The organism is Halorussus halobius (genome assembly GCF_004765805.1).
GTDB classification, from domain to species: Archaea; Halobacteriota; Halobacteria; order Halobacteriales; family Haladaptataceae; genus Halorussus; species Halorussus halobius.
In genome coordinates, this window is sequence record NZ_ML219773.1 from 589,926 (window position 1) to 615,585 (window position 25,660).

28 protein-coding genes are annotated in these 25,660 nt (G+C 70.4%); 20 read left to right on the top strand and 8 right to left on the bottom strand.

The annotated features are described in order from the left end of the window. Window positions 1-22 precede the first annotated feature (22 nt). Complete coding sequence (locus EPL03_RS20270; RefSeq protein WP_210424886.1) at window positions 23-1,381, bottom strand: twin-arginine translocation signal domain-containing protein; 1,359 nt, start codon at window positions 1,379-1,381, stop codon at window positions 23-25. A 92-nt stretch (window positions 1,382-1,473) separates the two neighbouring features. Between EPL03_RS20270 and EPL03_RS02910 the strand changes: the two genes are divergently transcribed. From EPL03_RS02910 to EPL03_RS02925, 4 genes are all read left to right on the top strand, one after another. Beyond that, the gene (locus EPL03_RS02910; RefSeq protein WP_135827835.1) at window positions 1,474-3,003 is read left to right on the top strand and encodes a carboxypeptidase M32; all 1,530 of its coding nucleotides are present in this window, start codon (window positions 1,474-1,476) and stop codon (window positions 3,001-3,003) included. Window positions 3,004-3,086: 83 nt separating this feature from the next. Continuing rightward, window positions 3,087-3,641, top strand: a complete 555-nt coding sequence (locus EPL03_RS02915) for a hypothetical protein (RefSeq protein ID WP_135827836.1) — start codon at window positions 3,087-3,089, stop codon at window positions 3,639-3,641. A 91-nt stretch (window positions 3,642-3,732) separates the two neighbouring features. Beyond that, window positions 3,733-4,974: a glycoside hydrolase 5 family protein gene (locus tag EPL03_RS02920; RefSeq protein WP_244605187.1), complete on the top strand. Its 1,242-nt coding sequence runs from the start codon at window positions 3,733-3,735 to the stop codon at window positions 4,972-4,974. Between the two features lie 84 nt (window positions 4,975-5,058). Next, the gene (locus EPL03_RS02925; protein ID WP_135827837.1) at window positions 5,059-6,540 is read left to right on the top strand and encodes a carboxypeptidase M32; all 1,482 of its coding nucleotides are present in this window, start codon (window positions 5,059-5,061) and stop codon (window positions 6,538-6,540) included. 506 nt (window positions 6,541-7,046) lie between these two features. Here EPL03_RS02925 and trxA read toward each other — a convergent pair. Further along, entirely contained in the window at window positions 7,047-7,316 is a 270-nt protein-coding gene (gene trxA, locus EPL03_RS02930) for a thioredoxin (protein ID WP_135827838.1), read from the bottom strand. Between the two features lie 222 nt (window positions 7,317-7,538). On the opposite strand from trxA, the gene EPL03_RS02935 reads away from it, so the two are divergent. From EPL03_RS02935 to hisE, 6 genes are all read left to right on the top strand, one after another. Further along, entirely contained in the window at window positions 7,539-7,703 is a 165-nt protein-coding gene (locus EPL03_RS02935; protein WP_135827839.1) for a preprotein translocase subunit Sec61beta, read from the top strand. A 125-nt stretch (window positions 7,704-7,828) separates the two neighbouring features. After that, window positions 7,829-8,401, top strand: coding sequence for a hypothetical protein (locus tag EPL03_RS02940; RefSeq protein WP_135827840.1), 573 nt, complete (start codon window positions 7,829-7,831; stop codon window positions 8,399-8,401). A 77-nt stretch (window positions 8,402-8,478) separates the two neighbouring features. After that, complete coding sequence (gene pdxT, locus EPL03_RS02945) at window positions 8,479-9,081, top strand: pyridoxal 5'-phosphate synthase glutaminase subunit PdxT (protein ID WP_135827841.1); 603 nt, start codon at window positions 8,479-8,481, stop codon at window positions 9,079-9,081. A 55-nt stretch (window positions 9,082-9,136) separates the two neighbouring features. Further along, complete coding sequence (locus tag EPL03_RS02950) at window positions 9,137-9,337, top strand: hypothetical protein (protein WP_135827842.1); 201 nt, start codon at window positions 9,137-9,139, stop codon at window positions 9,335-9,337. A 94-nt stretch (window positions 9,338-9,431) separates the two neighbouring features. After that, complete coding sequence (locus EPL03_RS02955) at window positions 9,432-9,884, top strand: bifunctional nuclease family protein (RefSeq protein ID WP_135827843.1); 453 nt, start codon at window positions 9,432-9,434, stop codon at window positions 9,882-9,884. Beyond that, on the top strand, window positions 9,881-10,201 hold the full coding sequence (hisE, locus tag EPL03_RS02960) for a phosphoribosyl-ATP diphosphatase (RefSeq protein ID WP_135827844.1): 321 nt from the start codon (window positions 9,881-9,883) through the stop codon (window positions 10,199-10,201). Before EPL03_RS02955 ends, hisE begins: the two co-directional genes overlap by 4 nt. A gap of 355 nt (window positions 10,202-10,556) precedes the next feature. On the opposite strand, the gene EPL03_RS02965 is transcribed toward hisE, so the two are convergent. The 3 genes from EPL03_RS02965 to EPL03_RS02975 all read right to left on the bottom strand — a co-directional run bounded on the left by EPL03_RS02965 (window position 10,557) and on the right by EPL03_RS02975 (window position 12,375). Next, window positions 10,557-10,871 (bottom strand): ASCH domain-containing protein, encoded by a 315-nt coding sequence (locus tag EPL03_RS02965; protein WP_135827845.1) that lies wholly within the window; start codon window positions 10,869-10,871, stop codon window positions 10,557-10,559. Window positions 10,872-10,923: 52 nt separating this feature from the next. Continuing rightward, window positions 10,924-11,286 (bottom strand): DUF5518 domain-containing protein, encoded by a 363-nt coding sequence (locus tag EPL03_RS02970; RefSeq protein ID WP_135827846.1) that lies wholly within the window; start codon window positions 11,284-11,286, stop codon window positions 10,924-10,926. 69 nt (window positions 11,287-11,355) lie between these two features. Continuing rightward, the gene (locus tag EPL03_RS02975) at window positions 11,356-12,375 is read right to left on the bottom strand and encodes an AIR synthase family protein (RefSeq protein WP_135827847.1); all 1,020 of its coding nucleotides are present in this window, start codon (window positions 12,373-12,375) and stop codon (window positions 11,356-11,358) included. Window positions 12,376-12,501: 126 nt separating this feature from the next. Between EPL03_RS02975 and EPL03_RS02980 the strand changes: the two genes are divergently transcribed. The 7 genes from EPL03_RS02980 to EPL03_RS03010 all read left to right on the top strand — a co-directional run bounded on the left by EPL03_RS02980 (window position 12,502) and on the right by EPL03_RS03010 (window position 17,460). Continuing rightward, a complete protein-coding gene (locus EPL03_RS02980; RefSeq protein WP_135827848.1) occupies window positions 12,502-12,876 on the top strand; it encodes a winged helix-turn-helix transcriptional regulator in 375 nt (124 codons plus the stop codon). A gap of 113 nt (window positions 12,877-12,989) precedes the next feature. After that, on the top strand, window positions 12,990-13,385 hold the full coding sequence (locus tag EPL03_RS02985) for an ArsR/SmtB family transcription factor (RefSeq protein ID WP_135827849.1): 396 nt from the start codon (window positions 12,990-12,992) through the stop codon (window positions 13,383-13,385). An 88-nt stretch (window positions 13,386-13,473) separates the two neighbouring features. Continuing rightward, the gene (gene arsB, locus EPL03_RS02990) at window positions 13,474-14,571 is read left to right on the top strand and encodes an ACR3 family arsenite efflux transporter (protein WP_210424916.1); all 1,098 of its coding nucleotides are present in this window, start codon (window positions 13,474-13,476) and stop codon (window positions 14,569-14,571) included. Further along, on the top strand, window positions 14,564-14,989 hold the full coding sequence (locus EPL03_RS02995) for an arsenate-mycothiol transferase ArsC (RefSeq protein WP_135827851.1): 426 nt from the start codon (window positions 14,564-14,566) through the stop codon (window positions 14,987-14,989). Before arsB ends, EPL03_RS02995 begins: the two co-directional genes overlap by 8 nt. Before the next feature lie 542 nt (window positions 14,990-15,531). Next, a complete protein-coding gene (locus EPL03_RS03000; RefSeq protein WP_135827852.1) occupies window positions 15,532-16,086 on the top strand; it encodes a DUF6735 family protein in 555 nt (184 codons plus the stop codon). A 77-nt stretch (window positions 16,087-16,163) separates the two neighbouring features. Then, complete coding sequence (gene nucS, locus EPL03_RS03005; RefSeq protein ID WP_135827853.1) at window positions 16,164-16,913, top strand: endonuclease NucS; 750 nt, start codon at window positions 16,164-16,166, stop codon at window positions 16,911-16,913. A gap of 52 nt (window positions 16,914-16,965) precedes the next feature. Next, window positions 16,966-17,460: a DUF192 domain-containing protein gene (locus tag EPL03_RS03010; protein ID WP_135827854.1), complete on the top strand. Its 495-nt coding sequence runs from the start codon at window positions 16,966-16,968 to the stop codon at window positions 17,458-17,460. A 125-nt stretch (window positions 17,461-17,585) separates the two neighbouring features. Here the strand turns inward: EPL03_RS03010 and mutS are convergent, their stop codons facing one another. Next, window positions 17,586-20,324, bottom strand: a complete 2,739-nt coding sequence (gene mutS / locus EPL03_RS03015; protein WP_135827855.1) for a DNA mismatch repair protein MutS — start codon at window positions 20,322-20,324, stop codon at window positions 17,586-17,588. Window positions 20,325-20,471: 147 nt separating this feature from the next. Between mutS and EPL03_RS03020 the strand changes: the two genes are divergently transcribed. The 3 genes from EPL03_RS03020 to EPL03_RS03030 all read left to right on the top strand — a co-directional run bounded on the left by EPL03_RS03020 (window position 20,472) and on the right by EPL03_RS03030 (window position 22,510). Then, window positions 20,472-21,053, top strand: coding sequence for a GNAT family N-acetyltransferase (locus tag EPL03_RS03020; RefSeq protein WP_210424887.1), 582 nt, complete (start codon window positions 20,472-20,474; stop codon window positions 21,051-21,053). Window positions 21,054-21,125: 72 nt separating this feature from the next. Then, window positions 21,126-21,827: a CDP-alcohol phosphatidyltransferase family protein gene (locus EPL03_RS03025; RefSeq protein WP_135827856.1), complete on the top strand. Its 702-nt coding sequence runs from the start codon at window positions 21,126-21,128 to the stop codon at window positions 21,825-21,827. Next, window positions 21,824-22,510 carry a CehA/McbA family metallohydrolase gene (locus tag EPL03_RS03030; protein ID WP_135827857.1) on the top strand — a complete coding sequence of 229 codons (687 nt, stop codon included), beginning with the start codon at window positions 21,824-21,826 and terminating at the stop codon, window positions 22,508-22,510. Before EPL03_RS03025 ends, EPL03_RS03030 begins: the two co-directional genes overlap by 4 nt. A 36-nt stretch (window positions 22,511-22,546) precedes the next feature. Here the strand turns inward: EPL03_RS03030 and EPL03_RS03035 are convergent, their stop codons facing one another. Together EPL03_RS03035 and EPL03_RS03040 are read right to left on the bottom strand one after the other, a co-directional pair. Next, window positions 22,547-23,854, bottom strand: coding sequence for a hypothetical protein (locus tag EPL03_RS03035; RefSeq protein WP_135827858.1), 1,308 nt, complete (start codon window positions 23,852-23,854; stop codon window positions 22,547-22,549). Between the two features lie 96 nt (window positions 23,855-23,950). Further along, window positions 23,951-25,519, bottom strand: coding sequence for an ArnT family glycosyltransferase (locus tag EPL03_RS03040; protein WP_135827859.1), 1,569 nt, complete (start codon window positions 25,517-25,519; stop codon window positions 23,951-23,953). Window positions 25,520-25,660 lie beyond the last annotated feature (141 nt).

A 25,660-nucleotide genomic window follows, 5' to 3' on the forward strand; every position in this document is an offset into this window, starting at 1 on the left:
CGGTTCCGAACGAGCGACGGCGTCAGACTTGGTGGACGTACGCTTCCTCGTCTTCGTACGTCTCGGGGAGGTCGCCGATTCCCCACCCGGACCCGGTGGTCTCGATGTAGTAGTACCTGCGGCCGTCGTGCTCCCAGTAGACGCCGGGCAGGTCCTCGCCGTAGATGCCTACCGCCATGTGCCCCGGCGGCTGGATGAGGACCGTGTCGTAGCCGAACGGTTCGGCCTGTAGAACGGCGGCCAGCATGATGGCGGTGTCCTCGCAGTCGCCGCCCGCCTCGGTGATGGTCTCGGTGATGAACTTGGTGTAATCGTCGAACCCCTTGCTCACGTCGTCGGGCACGTACGGGAGGTTCTGCACGAAGTCGATGACGAACTCGACTTTCGTTCGCTTGTCCGTGAAGCCGTTGCCCTCGGCGTCCTCCGAGAGAATCCCGGCGAGTTCGTCCGCGAATCCCTCCTGTTGAGCGTGGGAGACGTACTCGGGGCGCGAGCGTCCCCGGGGTTCGGCGACCGCCTGTAGATACGACGACTTGTAGACGTAGAAACTGACCGACCACGACTCGCCCTGCGTCGACCCCTCGAACGAGAGGTTATAGGCCCCTTCGATGGCCTTGCGCTCGTAGTTGTCGTCCGAATCGTCGTCGAGTTCGTCGGGATGGGGGCTCCGGCCGATGGTCGCGCCGTCGTCGTCGAGTTCGAAGGGGTCGGTCTCGTGGAGGAAGACGAGGTCGTCGGAGTCGACCTCCTGGGGGGTTGCGTCGCCGGGCATCAGGAACGCGAGGTAGTGGTGGCGCTCGCCCGTCTCCGCGTCCGAGAGGTCCACCGACGCGGTGAGTTCGGTTGCCCCGTCGAGAGTGACGGGGTCGCTGGTTCCGTACGCCACGCCCTCGCCGCGGGGGTATCGGTAGGCGAACGCCAGCAGCTTCACGGAACTCCCATCAAGGTCGGCCGGCACGTCCGGGCCGCCTGGGGCGACGCGGGCGGTCACCGACCGCGAACTGTACGCCGTGACGTGGGACTCGCCGTCCTCCCACCCGTCGCCGGCGGTGAGGGTGTTGGCGTCGGCGAGCGCGGCGTCCGTGGTCGCCTCCTCCTCGATGGTCGTCGCGGTCGTCGTGGTGGCGGTAGTCGTCGTCGTGGCGGTCGTCGCGGTGGTCGTCGTGGCGGTCGTCGTCTCGACGGTTCGCTTGGTCGTCGTCGTCGAGAGGTCGGACTTCTCCTGGACGTCCGGGTCGTCTGGCGCGTAGTCCTCGGAATCGGGAACACCGTCGTCGTCGCTGTCCTGCGTAGTCGTTTCCGATTCGGAGCTATCACCCGACGTACATCCCGCAGCGGTGGTCGCAACCGCAACCGCTCCGAGGAACCGGCGTCTTTCCATACTCGATGAGATAACTGATATATAATAAATGTGTGCGGTGTTTCGGCGAGAAATCCGCGCTTTGATAACCGGTGGCATTCTACGCCACGTCGATGGCAAGCGAAGCCGACGGAGACGAAGGTTCGGACACTTACTCGGAGTTCATCGCGAAGGTAGAGCGGATGACCCACGTCGGACACGCCGGCGGCGTCCTCAACTGGGACCAGGAGGTCATGATGCCCGAGGGCGGCACGCCCGCCCGGTCGAAACAGCGGTCGGCGCTGTCGAGCGTGACCCACGAGATGCTCACGTCCGACGAGATGGCCGACCTGCTCGACCGACTGGACGGCGAGGACCTGACCGACGAGCAGGCGTCGGTCGTGCGCGAGGTCCGGCGCGACCACGAGCGCCAGTCGCGGGTCCCCGAGGAACTCGTCGAGGAGATCTCGCAGGCGTCCTCGGAGGCGATGCCGGTCTGGAAGGAGGCCCGCGAGACCGACGACTTCTCGACGTTCGCGCCCACGCTCGAACGGCTGGTCGAACTCAAGCGCGAGTACGCCGAGCACGTCGACCCCGATAGAGACCCCTACGAGGTGCTGTTCGAGGAGTACGAGCCGTACCTGGGCGTCGAGACGGCCGAGCGCGTGCTCGACCGGCTCCGCGAGGAGCTCGTTCCGCTCATCGAGGCCGTCCGCGAATCGGACGTCGACCTCGCCACCGACGCCTTCGCCGGCGAGTTCGACACCGACATCCAGGAGGAGCTGGCCCGCGACGTGCTCGACGAACTCGGCTACGACTGGGAGCACGGTCGGCTCGACACCGCCCCGCATCCGTTCTCGACGGGCACCCAGTTCGACGCCCGCGTGACCACCCGGTTCAATCCCGAAGACCCGCTGGGCGCGCTGATGAGCACGATTCACGAGTTCGGCCACGCCTCCTACACGCTCGGCCTGCCCCGCGAGCACTACGGCACGCCGCTGGGCCAGTCCCGGGACATGACGGTCCACGAGTCCCAGTCGCGGCTCTGGGAGAACCACGTCGGCCGGTCGGAGGCGTTCTGGGAGCGGTTCCTGCCGGCCGTCCAAGACCGATTCCCGCAGGTCTCGGACGTGTCGGTCGGCGACGCCTACGAGGCCGCGAATCAGGTGTACGAGGACAACCTCATCCGGGTCGAGGCCGACGAGCTCACCTACCACATGCACATCGTGGTCCGGTTCGAGATAGAGCGCGACCTCATCCGGGGCGACCTCGACGTCGAGGAGGTCCCGCAGGTCTGGAACGACAAGTACGAGGAGTACCTCGGGGTCCGGCCCGACACCGACGCGGAGGGCTGTCTGCAGGACATCCACTGGAGCCACGGCGACTTCGGCTACTTCCCCACCTACTCGCTGGGCAGCGTCCTCGCGGCCCAACTGTACGCCAGCGCCGACGAGGCGCTCGACGGCCTCGACGACGAGCTTCGACGCGGCGAGTTCGGCTCGCTCCACGACTGGCTGACCGAGAACGTCCGCAAGCACGGCTCGCGGTACACCACCGACGAGCTCGTCCGGCAGGCGACCGGCGAGGAGTACACCGCCGACTACTTCCTCGACTACGCGACGGCGAAGTACGGCGACCTCTACGACCTCGACGGGTACCAGTAACTCGCCCCCGACGTCTATTTCTCGGGGCACCTCGCCGGTAGAAAGAACTATACGACGTATGGTACAAGTTCGCCAACGAACGAATGGCACGCCGGCCTGTCGACCCCGAGGTAGAGGTGAACGGACGCACCGTGCGGTTGGTCGTGGACGGGCTCGGCGACCACCCCGACGCGACCGAAGCGCGGGGGCGTGAGCTGCTCGCCGAGCACGGCATCGAGGACCCGAACGCGGGGGAGTGGTACCCGCTTCGCGGGTTGCTCGGCGCGCTCGACGCGCTCGAACTGGCGTACGGCGAGTCGGTGCTGACCCACCTCGGGTCGAAGATTCCCGAGTCGGTCGAGTGGCCGTCGGGCGTGACCTCCGCGAGCGGCGGGTTCGAGACGGTCGACGAGGCCTACCGGATGAACCACCGCGGGGGCGACATCGGCTACTACGAGTTCGCCGAGGTCGGCGACCGCGAGCGCCGGGTCACCTGCGCGAACCCGTACCCGTGCCCGTTCGACCGGGGGATAATCCGGGGGACGCTCCGGGCGTTCGGCGAGAAGTTCAGCTACACGCCGATGGTGTTCGTCCGCGAGACCAGCGACCGCTGTCGGGCAGAGGGCGGGTCCCAGTGTACCTACCGCGTGACGTGGTGAGGACCCGCCGCCGTGACCGCTCGGGACCCGGGCGTCCAGACGACCGCGCTCCTGCAACAACCGTTATTGAGGAGGCTGTGGTGCAACGGGTATGACCGACCGCTGCACCCGTCGTCGCTTCCTCGCTGCGGGCGTCTCGGCGGGAATCGCCTCGATAGCCGGCTGTTCCTCGCTGGGTCCCCGGCGGGAGACCGAGCGCTCGCAGCCGACGGCCGCGACGCGACGCGCCGCCGGGAGCGACGACCGGGCCGACGTCATCGGCCGGGCCGGCGACGCGACCGAAACGGCCGACGACGCAACCACCGACCCGAGCGAGCGCGGCGTGGTCGACGTCCGGGGCGCGATATACCTCCCGGCCCGGTCGTTCAACTTCTACCAGCAGTGGGCCGACTACGACGAGGCCGTCGTCGAGCGCGACCTGGGCTACGCGACCGAGGTGAACCTCAACGCCGTCCGGACGTGGGCCAGCTTCGAGTGCTGGCAGGCCGACCCCGAAGCCCACCGGGAGGCACTCGATCACTTCCTGTCGACCGCCGAGGGGTGCGGGCTGGACGTGCTCGTCGGCCTGTTCGACTTCGCGGGCCAGGAGCCGACCGAGGAGCGACTCCACGACACCGACCCCCGGACCGCGACCGGCGTTCGCTCGCCCGGCTCGGCGGTTATGCGCGACCGGTCGCGGTGGGGCGACCCCGAGGCGTACGTCCGGTGGTTCATGGACCACTTCCGGGACGACGACCGCTTGCTCGCCATCGAGGCGATGAACGAGCCGGGGTGGCAGTCCCACGCCACCGAGTTCGCCAGGACCATGTTCGAGGCGATGGCCGACGAGCGCGGGTCCGTGCCGCTGACCGTGGGCTCGACCAGCATGGCCAACAACGCCGAGTACCTCGACTGGGGCAGCGACGCGCTCCAGTTCCACTACAACTTCGCCGAGACGCCCGCGACCTACCGCGAGATGCTCCGGTCGAACCGGGCGGTCGCCGACCGACTCGACGTGCCCGTCTGGCTCTCGGAGTGGCAGCGGGTCCGCTCGGCCACCGGATTCGCCTCCGAGCCGCCCGACGACCAGAAGACCCCCGACTACGCGTCGCTCGCGCCCCTGATACACGAGTCGGGGTTCGGCAACTTCTTCTGGTCGCTGATGGTCCAGCCCGCGTTCGTCCCCGCCCAGCGCCAGTACGGCATCCTCAACGGCCTGTTCCACGAGGACGGGGCGGTGTGGAGCCGCGAGGACGCCCGCGCCATCAAGGCGATGTCGGGCGAGTCCGACCTCGACCTCGAACAGCGCCAGGAGTGGCCCGAGTGGGCCAGCGCGGTCGAGGGCGGCACGTAGCGCCGTCGACCGTCCCGTGCGTTGCCGGGAATCCCACGCTGCCGGGACCCGGATTTTCATGTGCGAGCCGCCGAACCCGAACGTATGGGCGACGCGTACGACGACCTCTGTGACCGATACGAGCGGATAACGGCGCTCGAAGACGCCGGCGGCGTCCTCTACTGGGACCAGCAGGTGATGATGCCCGAGGGCGGCACCCCGGCGCGTTCGGAACAGCTCTCGGCGCTCTCGACGGTGACCCACGAGCGACTCACCGCCGACGAACTCGCCGACCTGCTCGACGCGGCCGACGCCGAGGACCTCGACGACGACCAGCGGGCGGTCGTCCGGGAGATTCGGCGCGAACACGAGCGCGCAGCGAACGTGCCCGAGGAACTCGTCGCCGAACACAGTCGGCTCCAGTCGGAGGCCCAGGACGACTGGCGGGAGGCCCGCGAGACCGACGACTTCTCGGCGTTCCAGCCGATTCTGGAGGACCTGCTCGACCTCCGGGTCGAGCGCGCCGAAGCCATCGACCCGAGTCGGGACCCCTACGAGGTCATGTTCGAGGACGACGAACCGTACCTCGGACTCGACACGGTCGAGGGGATATTCGAGGAGCTCAAGGACGGACTCCTCCCGCTCATCGAGGAGATTCGAGCGAGCGAGGACCCGCCGACCGTCTTCGAGGGCACCTTCGACGTCGACGCCCAGCGGGCGCTCTCGGAGGACGCGCTCGACCTGCTGGGCTACGACTGGGAGCGGGGTCGGCTCGACGTCTCGACCCACCCGTTCACGTCCGGCACCCAGTTCGACGCCCGCGTGACGACCCGGTTCGACGAGACCGACCCGCTCGGGGCGATCGGGTCGACCATCCACGAGTTCGGCCACGCGGTCTACAACCTCGGTCTGTCCCGGGACCACTACGGCTCGCCGCTGGGCAAGTCGCGGTCGTCGGGCGTCCACGAGTCCCAGTCGCGGTTCTGGGAGAACCACGTCGGCCGGACCCGCGAGTTCTGGGAGCTGTTCTTGCCCACGGTGAAAGACCGCTTCCCGCAGCTCTCGGACGCGACCCCCGAGGAAGCGTATCGGGCGGCCAACCGCGTGAAGACGGACAACTGCATCCGGACGGCGGCCGACGAGGTCACCTACCACATGCACATCATCCTCCGGTCGGAGATAGAGCGCGAGCTCGTCTCCGGGGACCTCGACGTGAGCGAGATTCCCGCGGCGTGGAACGGCAAGATGGAGCGGTATCTCGGGGTGCGGCCCGACACCGATACGGAGGGCTGTCTACAGGACATCCACTGGACCGGCCGGTTCGCGGGCTTCCAGAACTACACGGTCGGGAGCGTCCTCGCGGCACAGCTCTGGGCCGCCGTCGAGGACGACCTCGACGACCCGCGCGGGCTGATTCGGGAGGGGAACTTCGACCCGCTCCACGAGTGGTTCCGGGAGAACGTCCACAGCCACGGCCAGCGGTACACCACCGACGAACTGATTCGGCAGGCGACCGGCGAGGACCTGACCGCCGACTACTTCCTCGAGTACGTCACCGAGAAGTACGGCGAAATCTACGACCTCTGAGGAATCGGACGCTCGATTCCGGCTTCCGCCGACGACTCGATACTCTCGTCTTTCCACCCCGGCGCGCGCTGGCGCGACCCGAAGTGGTCGCGCCAACTCGTGCGAGGGATGAGGACCGCAGCGTAGCGAGGACCGCAATCGGTTGGGGAGGTGTGAGGGCCGCGCTGTGCGGTCGCGGTGTGGTTGCGGTGTGGTTGCGGTGCGGTCGCGGTTACTCATTGGTCGAGGCAGTAGCTAGCTTCGTTCGAACAACAACACCGGTAGAACACGTCTCGGCTACACTATCGACGCGGACACCGGGGTTCGCTCGAACGACAATACCGGTAGAACACGTCTCAGCCGGGCTATCGACGCGACGGGGGAGTTCACTCGAACAACAATAACCATAGCCTGGTCGAGGCAGTCGCTGGCGTCACTCACACAAAAACAACGATAGACCGGTCGAGAAGCTACGTCCGAGGCGTCGGAGCGGCCGAATCACGCCCGCCGAGAAGCCGGCGGTACGTTCACGCGCCGGCCTGTTCGAGCGCGTCTTCGAGGTCGTCGCGCTGGGTGACCCCGACGAACCGCTCGACCACGCCGTCGTCGTTCTCGACGACGATGGTGGGGATGGACCGGACCTGATACTCGTTGGCGACGTCCTGATGCTCGTCGACGTCTATCTTCTCGAACTCGACGGCCTCGTCCCAGTCGTCTTCCATCTCTTCGAGGATGGGGTCCTGGGTCTTGCACGGGCCGCACCAATCGGCGTAGAAGTCCTTCAGCGTGACAGTCATTGGTGTACTCCCCAAAGTTGCCTCGCCGCGCGCATAAGGGTTTCCCACCCCCGCGACCTTGCCGCGTCCGCGACCCTGCGACCCGCTCCCGCCCGCTCGCCGCGGTCCGCTCTCGCCCGCTCGTTTCGGCCCGCTCTCGCCCGCTCGCCGCGGTCCAGTCCGCCACGGTCGGCGTCCGGACGCTCCGAAAGGTTTACGCGACCGGCAGACCCACCTACGGACATGAGCAGTGGTCAGAACTCCGGGGGGCTGATGTCCAGCGCCGGACTCGTCCGGTACTTCGACGCCGAGGACAGCAACGCCATCCGCATCGACCCGAAAACCGTCGTCGCCTTCGGCGTCTTCTTCGGCGTGTTGGTCAAGCTCCTGAACGTCCTTGGGTTGTAGCCGCCAATCTGCAGCCGTTTCCGCACCGGGTTCGTCCCCGCATCGTCATTTTTAGTCCCGACTACGCCCGCTCCGACTCTCCTGGCGGCCGCTACTGCTATCCGAGTCCGGGTCCCAGTCACGGTATGTCCCGCCCGCCGTCCCGAACCGCCGACGAAGGGCGTTCCGCGAGCGACGACTCCGAACGCGCCGAGACCGCCGGCTCCGGAGCCCGCGACCGACTCGCGGAGGGCGCGATGGGCGGCGTCGTCGCGACCCTCGTGATGACCGCCTACCGGCTCCCGGTCTCGCGCTCGCTGCCGCCGACCGCGCGCTTCTGGTCGAAATTCGTCGCCGGCGGTCGCCCCGAGGACCAACCCCTGCCGGCGCTCGCGCTCCACCTCTTGTACGGCGCGGGTGCGGGAGCGGCGTTCGGACTGCTCGCGCCGCGTCCCAGCGATGCGTCCGCGACGCCGGGGACCGGGTCCGACGCTCGGACCGACGACGCCGACGAGACCGCCCGACTGGAGGCGGTCGGCCTGCTGGCCGGCGTGGGCTACGCGCTCGCGCTCTCGGCGTTCGGCGAGCGCGCGCTGCTCGACCGACTCCTCGACGTCGACCTCGATTCGGACGAGCGCCTCGTGTTCCACGCCGGCCACGTCGTCTACGGGCTCGCGCTCGGAACGTGGGTCGGCTCCCGGACCGGCGACCGGCGGTAGCTTCGCTCCCGTCGGCCGACGACACCCGCTTGCCGGAAGACGGGTCCTTTTCCCGCCCCGGTTCCCAACTCGCGGGCATGGCTCTCACGGCAGGCGTCGTCGCGGTCCAGGGCGACGTGAGCGAACACGCCGACGCGCTCCGACGGGCGGGCGCGGCCCACGGTCGCGAGGTCGCGGTCGAGGCGATTCGGACCGCCGGAGTCGTCCCCGACTGTGACCTGCTCGCGCTGCCCGGCGGGGAGTCGACCGCCATCTCGCGGCTGCTCGGCGACGAGGGAATCGCCCCGGAGATAGTCGCCCACGTCGAGGCCGGCAAGCCGGTGCTGGCGACCTGCGCGGGCCTCATCGTCGCCTCGACCGACGCGGGCGACGACCGAGTGGACGAACTCGGCCTCGTGGACGCGACGGTCGAGCGCAACGCCTTCGGCAGGCAGGCCGACAGCTTCGAAGCGCCGCTCGACGTCGCGGGACTCGACGACCCCTTCCCGGCCGTCTTCATCCGCGCGCCCGTGGTCGCCGCGGTGGGCGACGACGTCGACGTGCTCGCGAGGTGGGACGGCCGCCCGGTCGCGATTCGGGACGGGCCGGTCGTGGCCACCTCGTTCCACCCGGAGCTCACCGACGACGACCGCCTCCACTCGCTGGCGTTCTTCGAGGGTCCCGACCACTCCACCGACTGAACGGTGGCAACAACACTCACGGTGGTCGGGCCGGTAGTGGCGGTACGAGCCCGTGATGACGATGACGCGCCTGCTCAACGAACACACCGGGACGGTCCACAAGTCCCGGCAGGAATCGCCCGGCGACGAGGCGGTCTGCGGTGCCCTGCGCCACGTCTCGGGACGCCACGTCGCGTCGGTCCCGAACGACGAGCCTCGGACGAACGACGCGGTCGACCGCTGTGGCCGGTGCTTCGAGGACGCGGGCGGCTACTGACCTCGGCCGGCGCGACGGGACCGCCTCGAAGCGTCGTCGCGCACTGCTGGCGCGGTAGGGCAAACTTTTCTTGCTGGCTTCCGTCCGTCCGCACATGGAAGTCGACATAGACGCGGTGCGGGTCGCCGTGACCGAGGACGGACCGGTTCCGGTCGCGGTGCTCGCGCCCCGCGACGAGACCGGCGTGCTCCCCATCTTCATCCGCTTCGCCGAGGCGGTGAGCATCGCACGGGGGATGGAGGCCGACGACGTCGGCCGGCCCCTGACCCACGACCTCACGCTCGACCTCGTGGAGGAACTGGGCGGGCGCGTGACCCGCGTGGTCGTGTCGGCGCTTGAGGACAACACCTACATCGCCGACCTCCACGTCGACACGCCCCGGGGCGAGACCGTGGTCGACGCCCGACCCAGCGACTCGCTGGCGCTGGCGGCCCGGACCGACGCCCCGATCGAGGTCGACCCCGACGTGTTCGAGTCGGGGCGGCGCGACCGCGAGGAGTTCGACGAGCTACAGGACGTCCGCGAGGTCGCGGGGCTCGACGCGTGACCGACGACCCCGACGAACCGGGAGCGGACGCCCCCGACCCCGTGCTGGACGACCTGTTCGCCGTCATCGAGTCCCGCAAGGAGACCCTGCCCGACGACTCGTACACCGCGTCGCTGTTCACCCACGAGAAGGGCGAGAACGCGGTCCTCGAAAAGCTGGGCGAGGAGACCACCGAGCTCGTGCTGGCCGCCAAGGACGACGACCGCGAGGAACTCGCCCACGAGAGCGCCGACATCGTCTATCACCTGCTCGTGTTGCTCTCGATGAAGGGGATGGACCTCGGGGATTTGCGGGCGGAACTCCGCGAGCGGCGGTGAGTTCTCGGAGCGTTTGACCTCCGGCGTCTTGCCGAACGACGTGTGCGGGGCGGTGCGGTGCTGTGCGGGGCGGTGCGGTGCTGTGCGGGGCGGTGCGGTGCTGTGCGGGGCGGCGCGGTGCTGTGCGGGGCGGCGCGGTGCTGTGCGGGGCGGTGCGGTGCTGTGCGGGGCGGCGCGGTGCTGTGTGGGGCAGTGCGGTCTCTCATCGGTCCCGGCAGTAGCTAGTTTCGCCATCTCGTCGAACCCAATTCTGCCGTATTCGAGCTAGCTTTCGCCTCGACACGCGAGACGGCGCGACCGAAACCGCGAGCCTCACACCCCCCGGCCTCGGGCGCGAAGAAAGCCCGGCGATTCCCTACGCCACCTTCTCGAACCGATGCAGGACGACCTCGCTGTCGTCGTCCCACTCGAAGTGGTCGTGGGCGCGGTTCAGCACCTCGCGGTACTGGTCGAGGTCGGCCATCCCCTCGCGCCGGGCGTCCTCGTCGGTCAGGTCGCCGAGCGTCCGCTCGCGAACCTCGACGACGGCGAACGTCTCGCCGTCGAGTTCGAACTCGTCGCCCTCCTCGGCGTACTGGTCGCCGCGGTGAATCTGGATGACCTCGCCCTCTCTGGCCCCCTCGCGCATCCGCTCGTTCGGGAGCAGAACGTCGGCGTCTATCGTCGTCATGCGTGACGGTTGGGAGCCGACCCGGAAAACGGTTCGGTCGACGGGTGGACGCTCACCGCGCGGCGACCCAGCCGCCGAGCGCCCCGGCGAGCGCGCTTTCGAGGCCCAGCACCAGCGCGACGGTGACGCCGACGAGGAACAGCCCGCCGCCCAGAACCGGGCCGAGCGGCCCGAGTTCCACGATGCCCAGCGTCCCCACCGCGATGCCGAGGACGAGCGCGACGAGGATGCCGCCGAGAGAGCCCGCGAGCAGGCCGTGCCACGCGCCCCGGCCCGCGCCGCCGACCATGTAGCCCGCGACGAACCCGCCGACGAGTCCCGGCGTGAGCTGGCCGAGCCCCGGAATTGCGAGGCCGACGATTCCGAGGACGAGCGTGACCGCGAATCCCACTCCGACCGCGTACCAGTCGGTCATAACGTCTCTCCGTACGATTTGGGGCGGGATAAGCCTTCGAGCCGGTGGGGCGGTCGTCTCGCGGTCCGCTCACTCCAGTCCCACTTTCTCGGCGTACGCCGCGAACACGTCCCACGAGGGGTCGACGTCGGGATGCTCGGCGCGCTCGCCGTCGACGTAGACGCCCTCGCCCGCTCGGACCTCGCCGACTTCGGCGGCCGGAATGCCCTCGTCGTCGAGCGCGGCCAGCACGTCGTCGGCCCCGCCCTCGGCCACCGTCAGGACCAGCGTGCCCTCGCTGGTCGCGGCCCACGGGTCGATGTCGAAAAACTCGCACGATTCCGCGACGCCCGGCAGGACCGGCACCGCCGCCGAGTCCACGTCGAGCCGAACGCCCCCGGCGCTGGCGAGTTCGACCAGCGCGCCCCGTAGCCCGCCCTCGGTCGCGTCGTGCATCGCGGTCACCGGCCCGGCGGCCGCCGCAGTCAGGGCGTCCCGGACCGGGCTCATGTCCCAGAACCGCTCTTTGGCCTCGGCGAGGGTCTGGGCCGGCAGCTCGACCGCCTCCTCGAACAGCGTGACCAGAAACCCCGCGACCTCGATTCCGGGTCCCTTGGTCACGAGCAGGCGGTCGCCTGGCGTGGCCCCGTCGGGTCGCACCACGTCCTCGGGGTCGCCCACGGCCAGCGCGGTCGCGCCGCCGACCCACGGGAACCGACAGCCGTCGTACCGGGCGGTGTGGCCGGTCACGATGCTCGCGCCCACCTCGGTCGCCTCGCGGTCGAACGTCTCCCAGACGGTCCCGAACTCCTCGTCGGTCAGGTCCGGCGGGAGCGTGAACGTGACCGCGAGGTGCGAGGGCGGAATCCCCGACACCGCGACGTCCGAGAGCGCGACGTGGACCGCGAACCACGCCGCCTTCTCGAACCCCAGCGCGGGCGTCAGCGACAGGGGGTCGGTAGCCAGCACGACCGCCTCGCCGCCGACCTCCACGACCCCGAAGTCGACGCCGTGCTGCGGGCCGAGGGCGACGTCCTCGCGGTCGGCCCCGAGGTGCGGGTAGATGCGCTCGTCGAAAAATTCCCGGTCGACTTTCCCGAGGTCGGTCATTGGTGGCGGTAGTTCCGGGGTCGACTAATCGGTGGTGGTTCGGACCGTCCTTCCCCGCGAGTAGTTACCCTCGGTAATCAGGTAGGCGGAGGTAACTTTTTGGGCGCTCCGGGAGTACGCCCGGCCATGAGCGACTCGAACGAGCAGTTGGCGGTGTGGTGTGCGGGCAAGGAGTGGTGTCCCATCACCTCCACGGCCACGCTCATCGGCAAGAAGTGGCATCCCGTGGTCGTCCATCGACTCATCCAGGGCGGTCCGATGGGGTTCAACGAACTCAAAGACGACGTGGACGGCATCTCCAGCAAGGTGCTGTCCGACAGCCTCGAAGACCTCGAAGAGAAGGGGTTGGTGAACCGCGAGATAGTGAGCGAGAAGCCGGTTCGAGTCGAGTACTCGCTGACCGACCGCGGTGCCTCGCTCGAATCGCTCATCGAGGAGATGCACGAGTGGGGCGAGAAACACCTCGCCGCCGCCGACGGGAAGGAAGACGCGATCTCGTAACGCTCGGCTCCTCGTCCCGACTGTCACGCCTCGGCCGGTCGATTCGCCGAGAGCTATCTGAACTGGAATTCAAATCGGAACGGTTATCTGAAGCGCTGTTCAACCAGCCCGTGATGGCAAGCTCCACGTCGCGACTCGAACGACTCCTCGCCGACGACCTCGGCGAGTGCTGTGACGCCGACGTACGGCGTCGGCTCGACCAACTGGAGTCGCTGGCCGACGAGGCGACCGCCGACGACGCGGCCCGCGCGGTCTTCGCGGTCCTCGGCGACGAGACGCGCTACCGGCTCGCACGCGTCCTGGCGACCGACGACGGCGAGCGTTGTGTCTGCGAACTCGAACCGCTGGTCGACGTCGGCGAGAGCGCGGTGAGCCACGCGCTCTCGGACCTCGTGGACGCGGGACTGCTCGACCGCCGGAAAGAGGGCAACTGGCGGTACTACGCGAGCACCGCCCTCGCCGACGACCTGTTCGCGACCGCCGACGCCGGGGTGGGCGAACGTGAGTAACGACGTCGCCGGCCGCGACCAGCCCGACGGCGTCGGCCGCGACCACGGCCCGAACTGCGACTGTCCCGACTGTGGCGACCCGCGCTCGATGGACTTCCTCGACAAGTACCTCACCGTCTGGATTTTCGGCGCGATGGCGGTCGGGGTGGGGCTCGGCTTCGTGGCCCCGTCGGTCACCCAACCCATTCAGGACCTCCACCTCGTCGAGATCGGGCTCATCCTGATGATGTACCCGCCGCTGGCGAAGGTCGACTACGGTCAGCTCCCGACCGTCTTCAAGAACGTGAAGGTACTGGGGTTGAGCCTCGTCCAGAACTGGCTCATCGGCCCGACCGTGATGTTCTCCCTGGCGATCATCTTCTTCAGCGGCGTCACGCCCGGCCTGCCCGCCCGCCCCGAGTTCTTCCTCGGACTGGTGTTCATCGGGATGGCTCGCTGCATCGCGATGGTGCTGGTCTGGAACGAGCTCGCGGAGGGCTCGAACGAGTACGCCGCCGGCCTGGTCGCGTTCAACAGCGTCTTCCAGATACTCACCTACGGCGTGTACATCTGGTTCTTCGCGCTCGTCGTCCCGCCCCTGCTCGGCATGGAGTCGCTGGTCGCCGGCATCGAGGCCTTCGACATCACGCCGATGCAGGTCTTCGAGGCCATCGCCGTCTTCCTCGGCATTCCCTTCGCCGCGGGCATCCTCTCGCGGTACGTCGGCACGCGCACGAAGGGCGTCGAGTGGTACGAGGAGACCTTCGAGCCGACGATCAGTCCCCTGACGCTGATCGCGCTGTTGTTCACCGTGGTCGTGATGTTCGCGATGCAGGGCGAGCGCATCGTCGCCCAGCCGACCGACGTCCTGCTCATCGCGGTGCCGCTGACGGTCTACTTCGTCGTGATGTTCTTCGTGAGCTTCGGGATGGGCCGGGAGATCGGCGCGGACTACTCGACGACGACCGCCATCGGGTTCACCGCCGCGTCGAACAACTTCGAGCTGGCCATCGCCGTCGCGGTCGCCGTCTTCGGCGTCGGCTCGGGCGTCGCCTTCGCGACGGTCGTCGGCCCGCTCATCGAGGTGCCGGTCCTGCTCGCGCTGGTCCACGTCGCGCTGTACTTCCAGCGCCGCTTCGACTGGGACGGGTTCGACACCGGTCGCCTCGACGCATCGAACGCGGGTCCCGCCACGAACGATGACTGACGCCGACCCGCAGGTCGCGTTCGTCTGCGTCCAGAACGCGGGCCGCTCCCAGATGGCGTACGCCTTCGCCCTGCGGGAGCGCGACGCGCGGGACCTCGACGTCGACCTCGTGACCGGCGGCACCCGACCCGCCGAGCGCGTCCACTCCGAGGTGGTCGACGCGATGGCCGAGGTCGGCGTCGACGTCTCCGACCGGTCACCCCGGGAGGTGACGGCCGAGGAACTCCGGGCGAGCGACTACGTCGTCACGATGGGCTGTTCGGCCGACGACGCCTGCCCGGCGGGGTGGGCGGGCGAGAACCGCGACTGGGACCTCGACGACCCGGACGGGCGCTCGCCCGACGCGGTCGCGGCGATACGCGACGAGATAGAGCGCCGGGTCGGCGACCTGTTCGACGAACTGGAGCGGGCCGACTGACCACGACTGCGGGTGGTCCCGGCGGTCTCAGACGCGAGAACTGCATTCACAACCACGAAAGCCCTCGGCGCGCTCTCAAACAGCAGAGTCGCAAATACATCCTCGAAAGCCCTCGGCGCGCTCTGGGACAACAATAGAACCGCAACGTCCTCGAAAGCCCTCGGCCCGCTCGCGGTCGCTCTGGCGGATATCCGCGCCTCACAGCACCGCACCGCATCGGCGCGGATAGGGCCGCCAGAGACGACCACGGCCTTCGGCCGCGAGCCCGCCTCGCCCTTTCAGTCCGCCAAGGATGACCCCGCCCGCACAGCCCCCGCACCGCGACGGCGGGCCTCGCCCCTCCCCAGCCTCGGGGCGCACGAGCGCGCCCCTCCCTCGCGCATGTTGGCGCGAGATGAACTCGCGCCAGCGCGCGCCGACGTGGAACGAGAACCGGTAACGCGAGCGAAGTTAGCGTCGCGTGACCGAGTGCTTGCGTCGCCGAACGGGACCCGCGCTCGCGCCCGTACTTTTAAATCACGGAACGGGACGAAGTGGCCCCGATGGGACACCGCGCACTCGTCGCGTACCGCCGCGACGCCGACTCGCCCGACAGCCAAGCCGGCTCCGACCTCGCCGCCGAGGACGCCCGCTACGACCTCCACCGCTCGCAGTGGGGCGGAGCGGGCTTCGCGCTGCTCGACCACGTCTCGGCCGAGACGCCGTACGCCGCCGACACCCAGTTCGCGGTCGACCCCGACCCGGTGGCGACCGACTGCTCGCTCGCGGACGCGGCCAGCGACCACCTCGACTACCTCCACCACGAGGCGTTCTACCGGGTGAGCCGGGACTACGAGGTGACCGCGTACCACGTCCTCTGGTTCGGTCTCGAAGCCGACGCCGACGCGGTCGACCGGAGCGAGACCGTGGGCCACGGCGGGCTAATCGAGGCCCACCCGGACGACTCGGACTACCTTCGCGGCTGGTTCCGGGGCGCGAAGGAGGTGGTCGGCGGGATGGTCGACCGCGACGCGCTCGCTCCGGACGCCGCCGTGGACGCGCTGGCCGACCGGGTCGAGACGTGGGCCGACGACCGGGAGGTGGTCGTCCCCGGGTGACTCGCCGGCCCTCCGGCCGCGCCTCCCGACGCCTGGACGCGGGCCGCTTTTGTGGCTCGGTCGCCTACGGCGAGCCAGTGACGACAGCAGACGGCGACGGTTCGGAGGCCGGCGACGCGGCCGACGCCTCCCTCGACCCCGAGACGGCCCGCAACCGCGTCGCGGCCGCCGTCGAGGCCGGCGACATGGTGACGGTCTTCGGCCGGTGTACGGTTGAGTACGAGGGCCGGGCCGCCAGCACGCTCGGCCCCGGCGACCGACTCGTGGTCCTCAAGCCCGACGGCACCGCGCTGGTCCACACCGACGAGGGCCAGAAGCCGGTGAACTGGCAGCCGCCGGGGTCGACCCACGCGGTCGACGCCAGCGACGGCCAGTTCCGCGTCCGAAGCCGGCGCACCGCGCCCGACGAGGAGCTGCTCGTGGCCTTCGAGCGCGTCGACCGCGTCGCCAGCTTCGACGTGACCGACCGGCAGGACCTCGCGCTCACGGGGACCGAGGCGGACCTCCGGCGGCGAATCCTCGACGACCCCGACCTCGTGGAGCCGGGGTTCGAGCCGCTGGCGACCGAGCGCGAGACGCCCGCCGGCGCGGTCGACGTCTACGGCGAGGACGCCCGCGGCCGGACGGTCGTGGTCGAACTCAAGCGCAAGCGGGTCGGCCCGGACGCGGCGGGCCAGCTCGCCCGGTACGTCGAGGCGCTCGAACGGGACCTCCACGCCGACGCCGAGGTCCGGGGCGTGCTGGTCGCGCCCTCGGTGACCGAGCGCGCCCGCCGGCTGCTCGCCGAGAAGGGCCTGGAGTTCGTCTCGGTCGGCCCGCCCGAGTGACGGCCCGGGAGCGAGTCGCCGGGTATAAGCCCCGCTCGCGCGAGGTTCCGGCATGGACTGGCGACGCGCGCTGTGGTTCGGACTCGCCGGCAGCCTGCTCGTCGGGTACGTCCTCCTGCACACCGGCCTGCTCCCGGTGCCCACCGGCGTCGACGACCGGCGCGGCCTCCGGGTCACCGACTGCGAGGAGACGGTGCGCGGCCGACTCGACGTGGCGGTCGCGGAGTCGTTCGCCCAGCAGTACGTGGGGCTGAGCCGCACCGAGTCGCTGGCCGACGAGGAGGGGATGCTGTTCGTCCACGACGAGGACGGCGAGCGGGGCATCGGCATGCGCAACATGGACTTCCCGCTCGACGTACTGTTCGTCTCGGCCGACGGCGAGATTACGAGCGTCGAGACGCTCGACGCGCCCGACTCGCCGCTCTCGTACTACGTCACCTACGGGACGACTTCGGGACAGGGTCGGTACGTCGTCGAGGCGAACGCCGGCTGGAGCGAGGCCCGCGGCGTGTCGGCCGGCGACTGCGTGCGCGGCCTGCCGAGGTGACGTCGACGGCTCGCGTCCGGCTCCGCTGGCGAACTAGCCACTATCCTGGCGGACTGAACCGGCGAGCGCGCTGGGGGCGTTCGAGGTCACGACCTGCGTTCCACTGGCGTTTCCGAATAGAGCCGTCACTCGACCTCGCGTTTCAGTTCCGCCAGTTCGTTCATCGCCTCCAGCGGCGTCATCGTCGCCACGTCGACCTCGCGCAGGCGCGCGGCGAGTTCGTCCTCGGGGCCGTCGGCGACGGCTCTCGGGGCCGATTCGCCGGTTTCCGGGTCGGCCGACCCGGAAACCGGCTCCGACGCCGCGCTCGCGGGTCGTCCGCTCGCGTCCGAGGCGGGGGAAGCGGCGGCCGCCGCTTCCCCCGCCTCGCTCGCCAGTAACTCGCGGGCGCGCTCGACCACCGAGTCGGGGACGCCGGCCTCGCGGGCGACCTGCACGCCGTAGGAGGCGGTGGCCGCGCCCCGGCGCACCTCGTGGTCGAAGGTCACGTCGCCGCCGGTCTCGTCGGCCGCGAAGTGGAGGTTGACGGCCTCGGGCAGGTCCTCGGCGACGGCGGTGAGTTCGTGGTGGTGGGTCGCAAAGAGGGTGCGCGCGCCCACCTCGTCGTGGAGGTGTTCGGTCACGGCGCGGGCGATGGCGAGGCCGTCGGTCGTGCTGGTGCCCCGGCCCACCTCGTCGAGCAGGACCAGCGACTCGTCGGTCGCGTCCCGGAGGATGGCGGCGAGTTCGGTCATCTCGACCATGAACGTCGAGCGCCCGCCGGCGATGTCGTCGCTCGCGCCGACGCGGGTGAAGATTCGGTCGACCGGCTCGATTCGGGCGCTGGCGGCCGGGACGAAGCTCCCGACCTGCGCGAGGACGGTTATCAGCGCGACCTGTCGCATGTAGGTCGACTTGCCCGACATGTTCGGGCCGGTGACGACCGCGAACCGCTCGTCCGAATCGAGCGCGGCGTCGTTGGGCACGAACGAGTCCTGCGTGCGCTCGACGACCGGGTGGCGGCCGCGCTCGATGGCGATTCCGTCGCCGCCGATTTCTGGCCGAGCGTAGTCCCTGGTCGCGGCGACCTCGCCGAGCGCGGCCAGCGCGTCGAGGTCCGCGAGCGCGTCGGCGACCGCCTGCACGCGCTCGGACTCGTCGGCCACGGTCGCCCGGACCTCGCGGAACAGTTCGTGTTCGAGGTCGTCGGCCCGGCTCTCCGCTCGCAGAATCTCGTCCTCGCGCTGCTTGAGTTCCGGCGTGTAGAACCGCTCGGCGTTCTTGAGCGTCTGCCTGCGGGTGTAGTCGTCCGGGACCGAGTCGAGGTTGGGGTTCGTGACCTCGATGTAGTAGCCGTGGACCGAGTTGTGGCCGACCTTCAGCGAGTCGATGCCCGTGCGCTCGCGCTCGCTGGCTTCGAGGTCGTCTATCCACGACTTGCCCTCGCGCTCGGTCCGGCGGAGGTCGTCGAGTTCCTCGTCGTAGCCCTCCTTGATGACGTCGCCCTCGGTTATCTCTCTGGGCGGGTCCTCCCGGACGGCGCGGTCTATCAGGTCGCGCACCTCGCTCAGTTCGTCGAGGCGCTCGCGGAGTTCGCCGAGCCGCTCGCTCTCGAAGCCCGCCATCTCCGCCTTCAACTCGGGCACCACGTCGAGCGTGGCCTTCAGCGAGCGCAGGTCGCGGGCGTTGGCCCGGCCCCGCGAGATGCGAGCGACGAGGCGCTCGACGTCGTACACGTCCCGGAGCAGGTCGCGGGCTGACTCGCGGGCCTGCACGTCGTGAGTCCACTCCTCGACCGCGTCGAGTCGGGCGTCGATGCGCTCGGGGTCGAGCAGGGGCCGCCGGAGCCAGTCGGTCAGTCGCCGGCTCCCGAGCGCGCAGGCGGTCTCGTCCAGCACGCCCAGCAGCGTCACCCCGGCGTCGCCGTGGACCGTCCGGCGCTCGAACAGTTCGAGGCTGGCGAGCGCGACCCGGTCGAGCAGCATGTACTCCCGCGGCTCGTAGCGCGTGAGGTGGTTGAGGTAGTCGAGCCGGTCGTCGGCCGTCGCGTCGCCGGCCCCGCCCTCGGCGTCGGTCCCGTCCGCGTCGCCGTCGTCGGCGTCGCTTCCCCCGACGTCCGCGCCGCCGCGCGCGTACTCGGCGTACGCCAGCAGCGCGCCGCACGCCCGTATCTCGGCGTCGGCCGCGAGCAGCGAGTCGGGCGAGCCGAAGTACGCCGCGACCTTGCCCGCCGCCGCGTCAGGGTCGAAGGCTCCGGGGTCGTACGGCGAGACCATGCAGTCGCCGTCGAAGACCGCCGAGGTGGCGTCCTCGACGCCCGGTTCCACGATGGCCTCCGCCGGCGCGAACCGGCTGACCTCGTCGGCGACCGCCTCGGCCCGCCGCGCGCTGGTGGCGTAGAAGTCGCCGGTCGAGACGTCCAGCAGCGCCAGCCCGTACCGGTCGGGGTCGCGGGTCAGGCACGCCACGAAGTTGTTGTCGTCGCCGTCGAGCAGTTCGTCCTCGGTCAGCGTGCCCGGCGTCACGACGCGGGTGACCGCCCGGTCGACCACGCCGGTCGTCTCCGCGGGGTCCTGCACCTGGTCGGCGACCGCGACCCGGTAGCCCGCGTCCAGCAGCGTCTCGATGTACGACTCGGCGCTGTCGATGGGGATGCCCGACATCGGGTAGGTGCCGGTCGAGTCCTCGCGCTGGGTCAGCGCGATCTCGAGCAGTCGGGCGGTCCGCTCGGCGGCCTCGCAGAAGGTCTCGTAGAAGTCCCCGACCTGGAACAGCACGAGCGAGTCGTCGTACGCCCGACACAGTTCGTAGTACTGGCGCATCATCGGCGTCAGGTCGTCGGCTCGCTCGGCCATCTTCTCCGGAGGTCCCAGCGCCGCGTCCATGGGTAGTCGTCAGGGGACTGCCCCCGATATACCCCTCGAAACGGACCGCCGGGTCGGGGCGCGCGGGGCGGTCGGACTCGCAGTTCCGATTCGCTCGGGATGCAGGAACCCGAACCGATAAGTATTGCTTCCGAGACGAATCTATATATGATGTCGTTGCCCCTGTGGAAGTTTACCCGGAACCGGTACGGGCGGGCGCTGTACGACGCGCTGGCCGACCGGGGCGTCACGGCGACCAGGATGTACCTCTACCGGGCGGCGCTGGACGACGTCCCCGCCGTCGAACCGCCAGCGGGCGTCCGATTCGCGGTTCGGGACCCCGAGACGCTCGACGCCGACGAGTACGCGGACTTCGCCGACCCCGAACCGGAGGACCTCGCCGTCGTCGCCGAGTCCGACGGCGGCGTCGCGGGCTACCTGTTCCTGACCGACGCCCGACCCAAGCGCGTCGACCCGCTCGCCCGGACTTACGACTTCGAGGGGGCGTACGTCTGGCGGCTGTTCGTCGCCCCGCCGCGTCGCGGTCGCGGAATCGCCACGGCGCTCGTGAACCGGGCGCTCGCGGTCGCTCGCGACGAGCGCGACGCCGAGAGCGCCTGCGCGCTCGTGGCCGCCGACAACCGCCCCTCGCAGTGGGTGTTCGAGACCAACGGGTTCGAGCGCCGCGAGGCCCGCTCGTACGTCCGGCTCGGTCCCTGCGAGTTCCGGCGACGGCGGGCGGCGACCTGATGGGTATATTCGGGAATATATATTTATTTATTGCGTAATTTTATAGTCTTTCGGACGCGTGCTTCGAACACGATGTCGGACGAACCAGGCCCGACCGACTGGACGGTTCCGGCGGTGGCCGCGAGACGACTCGGCGGTCGCGAGTCCGTCTGGGACGGCGACTTCCGGTCGCGGCTGACCCTCGCGGACTACGTCAGTCTGGTCGCGCTGTTCTTCGGCTGGTCGTCGGCGCTGTTGTTCGTCTCGGGCGAGCGAAACTGGGCGATGGTCGTGATGTTCGTGGCGTTCCTGTTCGACAAACTCGACGGCTACGTCGCCCGGCGGACCGGCCAGACGTCGCCGTTCGGTCGGCAGGTGGACTCGTTCATCGACATCTTCGCGTACCTCGTGCCGGCCGCGCTGCTGTACCACTACGCGCTGTCGCCGTCGCTGGCGGTCAGCGCGGTCGTGGGCTTCCTGATACTCGCGTTCGGCGGTCTCCGACTCGTCCGGCACAACGACGAGGGGTTCCTCTCGGACGGGGAGACGAGCTACTACCACGGCACCACGGTCGTCCACACCAACTTCGTGGTCGTCGCCAACTACCTCGCGGCGGCGTACCTCCCGCGCTGGAGTCCGTGGGTCGCGGCCGGAAGCGTCGCGCTCGCCTGCCCGCTGATGGTGTCGAACTACCGGAGCCCGAAGTCGGACGTGGCCCACGTGCTCGCCGGGGGAGCGGCGCTGCTCGCGGCGGCGCTGGTGCTGGCGCTCGAGTTCGGCGTCGGCCTCCCATGAGCGGGGACGGCGTCGTGACGGTCGACCCGCACGTCCACACTCGGGCGTCCTACGACGCGACCGCGAGCGTCCGGGCGGTGCTGGAGCGGGCGAGCGCGGTCGGACTGAACGCCGTCGTCGTGACCGACCACGACGAGATCGAGGCGTCGCTCCGGGCGGCCGAACTCGCGCCGGAATACGGGCTCGTCGGCATCCCCGGCGTCGAGGTGTCGACCGACGACGGCCACCTGCTCGCAATCGGCGTCGACGAGCGCCCCGACCCCCGCCGACCCTTCGCCGAGACGGTCGAGACCGTCCGGGCGGCGGGCGGGGTCGCCGTCGTCCCGCACCCGTTCCAGCGCACCCGCCACGGCGTTCGGAAATCGACTATCCACGACTGCGACGGCATCGAGACGCTCAACGCCTGCTCGCTGTCGAGCTATCGCAACCGGGAGGCCACCCGGTTCGCCCGTCGGCGCGACTACCCGCAACTCGCCGGGAGCGACGCCCACGACGCGGCGCTGGTCGGCCGCGCCTACACCGAGGTTCGGCTTCCGAACGACCCCGCCGACCCGACCCGCGAGGCCGTCCTCGACGCGGTCCGCCGGGGTCGGACGGCCGTTCGCGGCCGGCTCGCGTCCAAGCGGTCGTACCTCCGCAAGTACGTCCGGAACGCCCGCATCCGGGCGCTGTCGCTCCTCTGAGTCTTTCCGACGGGCCGAAACGCGACGGATTTGGGGTCACAGCACCCCGAACAGCGGGAGCGCCAGACAGACCGCCCAGCCCGCGACGCCGACCGCGAGCGCGCGGCGGTCCGGGGGCCCGTCGGCCCGGGCGCTCCCGGCCGCCAGCAGGCCCAGCGAGACCAGCAGCGCGACCCGATGGAGGACGAGCCGTATCGACAGCGCGACCAACCCGAGCGTCGAGAAGTCGAGGACGAACGCGGCTCCGAGTCCGGCGACCGCGAGCGCGAACGCCGTCGTCGGGTCGAGCGGCCGGGCGGTCCGGGCCGCGGCGACCGGGACGCCGACCGCCAGCACCGGGTACAGCGCCCCGGCGAACACCTTGGGCGAGGTCCCCGGGAACGCCCCCTCCAGCCAGACCCCGCTCGCTCGCACCCCGAGGTACAGCGCCACCAGCGTCGCCGGCAGGACGAACTTGCGGCCCTCCTCGGCGACGGCGGACTCGACCGTCGCGCGCACCTCCCGCGCGGAGGGGAGCCTCCGGGTTGTCGACGCGCCCACGACCAGCGCGGCGAGCGCGAGTTCGACCGCCGTAATCCAGCCGTCGTTGCCCCCGCCGCGATTGCCCCGGTACTCCCGGCGGACCTCCGAGACGTACGGCTCGCCGACGAACTCGCGCTCGACGGTCCGGGCCGCGCCCTGCACGTCGGTCACGGTGTGGCGGAGCCGGAACCAGTCCCAGTACTCGGCGTGGGCCTGTAGCGCGGTCCACTCGTCGGCGGCGCGGGGCGACTCGTAGGCCCGGAGGTGCTGGCGCGTCCCGAGGTACGTCCCGGCGTGGAGCTGGTAGTCGGGCCGTACCCACTCGCCGGTCCGGGCTTCGCCAGCGTTCCCGGCGTCGCTGACGTTCGCTCCGCTGGCGTTTGCGCCACTCGCCCGGGCCTCGACGTAGCTGTACCGGGTCGACCCCCGGGCCGCGCTCCAGTCGACGCCGTCGTCGTCGACCACGACCGCGTGGGTACCGGCGTCGGCTTCCGACTCGCCGTCGTCGGTCCGGTTCCATTCGAGGCCGCGCTCGTCGGTCAGCGCCTGCCGGACCTCGCCGGGTCCGCCGTGGAGTACGATGTTGATGGCGAGCGTGCGCGACTCGACCGACCGTCCGGCGCTGGTGTACGGCCACAACAGGCTCTCGCTCCCCTCGGGCCGGACGAGCGCGTCTTCCGCTGGCGCGCCGGAGACGGTCGAGTCGCCGGCGGCCGGTTCGACCGCCGGCGCGTCGGCGGGGCCGGGGAGGCCGCCCCAGCCGGCGACGCCGACCAGCGCGACCGCGACGAGCGCGAGGGCCGCCGTTCGGAGACGAGCCATCGATTCGTTCCGGCGTTCTCACCCCCTCGTCAAGAGTGTATCCCCGAAGTCGGTGACGCTCCGCCCCGTCGCCGGACCGACGGCCGCCGGTCCGGGTCACCCCTCGTGGACGCGGTAGACCACGACGCCCTCGTTCTCGAAGACCGGGTCGTACCGACCGGTCGCCGCCAGCGAGCGCTCGAGCGCGCCCGACGCGGCGTAGCGGTCGCCCCGGACGGTGTACTCGCCTCGCGGCACGTAGAGGTAGTCGGGGTCGGCGTCCACGGTCGCGGTCCACTCCGCGAGGCAGGCCGCCGACTCGCACGTCGAGGCGTTCTCGAAGGCGTGGAGGTGGCGCTGGTAGTCGGCCGGACCGCGCCACTCGACGCCCCACGGCGCGACCAGTATCGTGCGGTCGGCCACCGCAGGGAACCACTCGGCGGCGTCCCCGAGCGCGACGAAGGCGGCGTCGTCGGGCGTCTCTCGCGCGGCCCACGCCATGGCCTCGACGTCGTCGTCGTCGACGAATGCCGGCGTGGTGTCGTCGGTCGGGCCGCCGAACTCGTAGCCCAGCGCGCCGACGCCGACCGACGCGACGACCACCAGCGCCGCGACAGCGACCCTGCGACGGGCCTCGGCGTCGGTCGCGCGCCCCCAACTCACGCGGTCGACCGCGACAATCGCCGCGCCGACCAGCGCGAACGCGCCGACGGTGTAGGCGAACCGGGGCTGCTCGAAGAGGAGTTCCGAGACGAACAGCCACGCCGGCAGGACCCGCCAGCCCGCGACCAGTAGGACCCCGCCCGCGAGAAGCGGCACGGCCGACCACGGCGACATCCCGTCGACCAGCGCCGAGACCAGCCCGCCGCCGACCCCGCCGTGGGTGCCCGCCGCGCCGAGGAACACCGCCGGGCCGTGGACCGACGCCACGGTCGCCCACCACGGCGCGGCCAGCGCCAGTCCGCCGAATCCGACGACCGCGCCGCGAGCGAGTCCCCGGAGCGTCCGGTCGTAGCCCAGCCAGAACACCACGTAGGTCGTCGCGTAGAACAGCGCGTACGTCGGGTGGGTCAGGACGACGAGCGCGAACCCGGCCAGCCCGACCGGGAGCCACCCCGACTCGCGGTCGCGGAACAGCCGGAGGCCGGCGTACGCCCCGACCAGCGACACCAGGAAGGCGGGCGCGCGCACCAGCCCGCCGGCCGAGACGTGCCACTCCAGAATCTGCGGGTTGCACGCGACCAGCAGGCCGGCGGCGGCCCCGCGAAGCCGACCGTCGACGACGTCGCGCCCGAGCAGGTCGCGCCCCAGCAGGTACGCCGGCATCAGCGCGGCGACCACGAACGCGGGCGGGACGAACCGGGCCGTCGCGAACGTCCCCGCGCCGAGGTCGCGGGCGAGCGCGAGGCCGTAGAACGCCAGCGGCGGGTAGGCGAACGGCACGCCCTCGGCGGTGTAGTGGGGAATCGTCGCCGGGAGCGCGTACCCCGCCGCGCGTATCTCGTCGGCGACGACCGTGTACAGGCCCGCGCCGTACGCCGGGTACGGGTTGAGCGCGAGGTAGAGAACCGCCGCCGCGACCCCGACGAGCAACGCCCCGCCGAGCCACGGCGCGTCGGCCCGCGAGAGCGGCGCGGCGGGGAGCCGGTCCCGAGCGGTCGCTCCGAGTCGGGAACGCGGGCTCATCGTCGAGCGGGGGGCGCAATCGCGGGGTCCGAGCCGGTGGCGACCGACAGCGACGCGGGGACGCCGATGGCGCTACGAGGTCTCTGGCGGGTCGTCATCGGCTCTCACCTGCCGCCAGCGCGTGAAAAAAGGTTCCGGTTC

Coding starts and splice junctions, on each gene's coding strand:
- EPL03_RS02910 (WP_135827835.1), top strand. CDS start 1,474: ATGGCAAGCGAAGCCGACGGAGACGAAGGTTCGGACACTTACTCGGAG.
- EPL03_RS02975 (WP_135827847.1), bottom strand. CDS start 12,375: ATGACCGACCTCGGGAAAGTCGACCGGGAATTTTTCGACGAGCGCATC.
- EPL03_RS02920 (WP_244605187.1), top strand. CDS start 3,733: ATGACCGACCGCTGCACCCGTCGTCGCTTCCTCGCTGCGGGCGTCTCG.
- EPL03_RS02950 (WP_135827842.1), top strand. CDS start 9,137: ATGACGATGACGCGCCTGCTCAACGAACACACCGGGACGGTCCACAAG.
- EPL03_RS02955 (WP_135827843.1), top strand. CDS start 9,432: ATGGAAGTCGACATAGACGCGGTGCGGGTCGCCGTGACCGAGGACGGA.
- EPL03_RS02915 (WP_135827836.1), top strand. CDS start 3,087: ATGGCACGCCGGCCTGTCGACCCCGAGGTAGAGGTGAACGGACGCACC.
- EPL03_RS02940 (WP_135827840.1), top strand. CDS start 7,829: ATGTCCCGCCCGCCGTCCCGAACCGCCGACGAAGGGCGTTCCGCGAGC.
- EPL03_RS02965 (WP_135827845.1), bottom strand. CDS start 10,871: ATGACGACGATAGACGCCGACGTTCTGCTCCCGAACGAGCGGATGCGC.
- EPL03_RS20270 (WP_210424886.1), bottom strand. CDS start 1,381: ATGGAAAGACGCCGGTTCCTCGGAGCGGTTGCGGTTGCGACCACCGCT.
- trxA (WP_135827838.1), bottom strand. CDS start 7,316: ATGACTGTCACGCTGAAGGACTTCTACGCCGATTGGTGCGGCCCGTGC.
- EPL03_RS03010 (WP_135827854.1), top strand. CDS start 16,966: ATGGACTGGCGACGCGCGCTGTGGTTCGGACTCGCCGGCAGCCTGCTC.
- EPL03_RS02935 (WP_135827839.1), top strand. CDS start 7,539: ATGAGCAGTGGTCAGAACTCCGGGGGGCTGATGTCCAGCGCCGGACTC.
- EPL03_RS02970 (WP_135827846.1), bottom strand. CDS start 11,286: ATGACCGACTGGTACGCGGTCGGAGTGGGATTCGCGGTCACGCTCGTC.
- EPL03_RS03035 (WP_135827858.1), bottom strand. CDS start 23,854: ATGGCTCGTCTCCGAACGGCGGCCCTCGCGCTCGTCGCGGTCGCGCTG.
- EPL03_RS03020 (WP_210424887.1), top strand. CDS start 20,472: ATGATGTCGTTGCCCCTGTGGAAGTTTACCCGGAACCGGTACGGGCGG.
- EPL03_RS02995 (WP_135827851.1), top strand. CDS start 14,564: ATGACTGACGCCGACCCGCAGGTCGCGTTCGTCTGCGTCCAGAACGCG.
- EPL03_RS02980 (WP_135827848.1), top strand. CDS start 12,502: ATGAGCGACTCGAACGAGCAGTTGGCGGTGTGGTGTGCGGGCAAGGAG.
- EPL03_RS02925 (WP_135827837.1), top strand. CDS start 5,059: ATGGGCGACGCGTACGACGACCTCTGTGACCGATACGAGCGGATAACG.
- pdxT (WP_135827841.1), top strand. CDS start 8,479: ATGGCTCTCACGGCAGGCGTCGTCGCGGTCCAGGGCGACGTGAGCGAA.
- EPL03_RS03025 (WP_135827856.1), top strand. CDS start 21,126: ATGTCGGACGAACCAGGCCCGACCGACTGGACGGTTCCGGCGGTGGCC.
- EPL03_RS03030 (WP_135827857.1), top strand. CDS start 21,824: ATGAGCGGGGACGGCGTCGTGACGGTCGACCCGCACGTCCACACTCGG.
- EPL03_RS03000 (WP_135827852.1), top strand. CDS start 15,532: ATGGGACACCGCGCACTCGTCGCGTACCGCCGCGACGCCGACTCGCCC.
- mutS (WP_135827855.1), bottom strand. CDS start 20,324: ATGGACGCGGCGCTGGGACCTCCGGAGAAGATGGCCGAGCGAGCCGAC.
- EPL03_RS03040 (WP_135827859.1), bottom strand. CDS start 25,519: ATGAGCCCGCGTTCCCGACTCGGAGCGACCGCTCGGGACCGGCTCCCC.
- arsB (WP_210424916.1), top strand. CDS start 13,474: ATGGACTTCCTCGACAAGTACCTCACCGTCTGGATTTTCGGCGCGATG.
- EPL03_RS02985 (WP_135827849.1), top strand. CDS start 12,990: ATGGCAAGCTCCACGTCGCGACTCGAACGACTCCTCGCCGACGACCTC.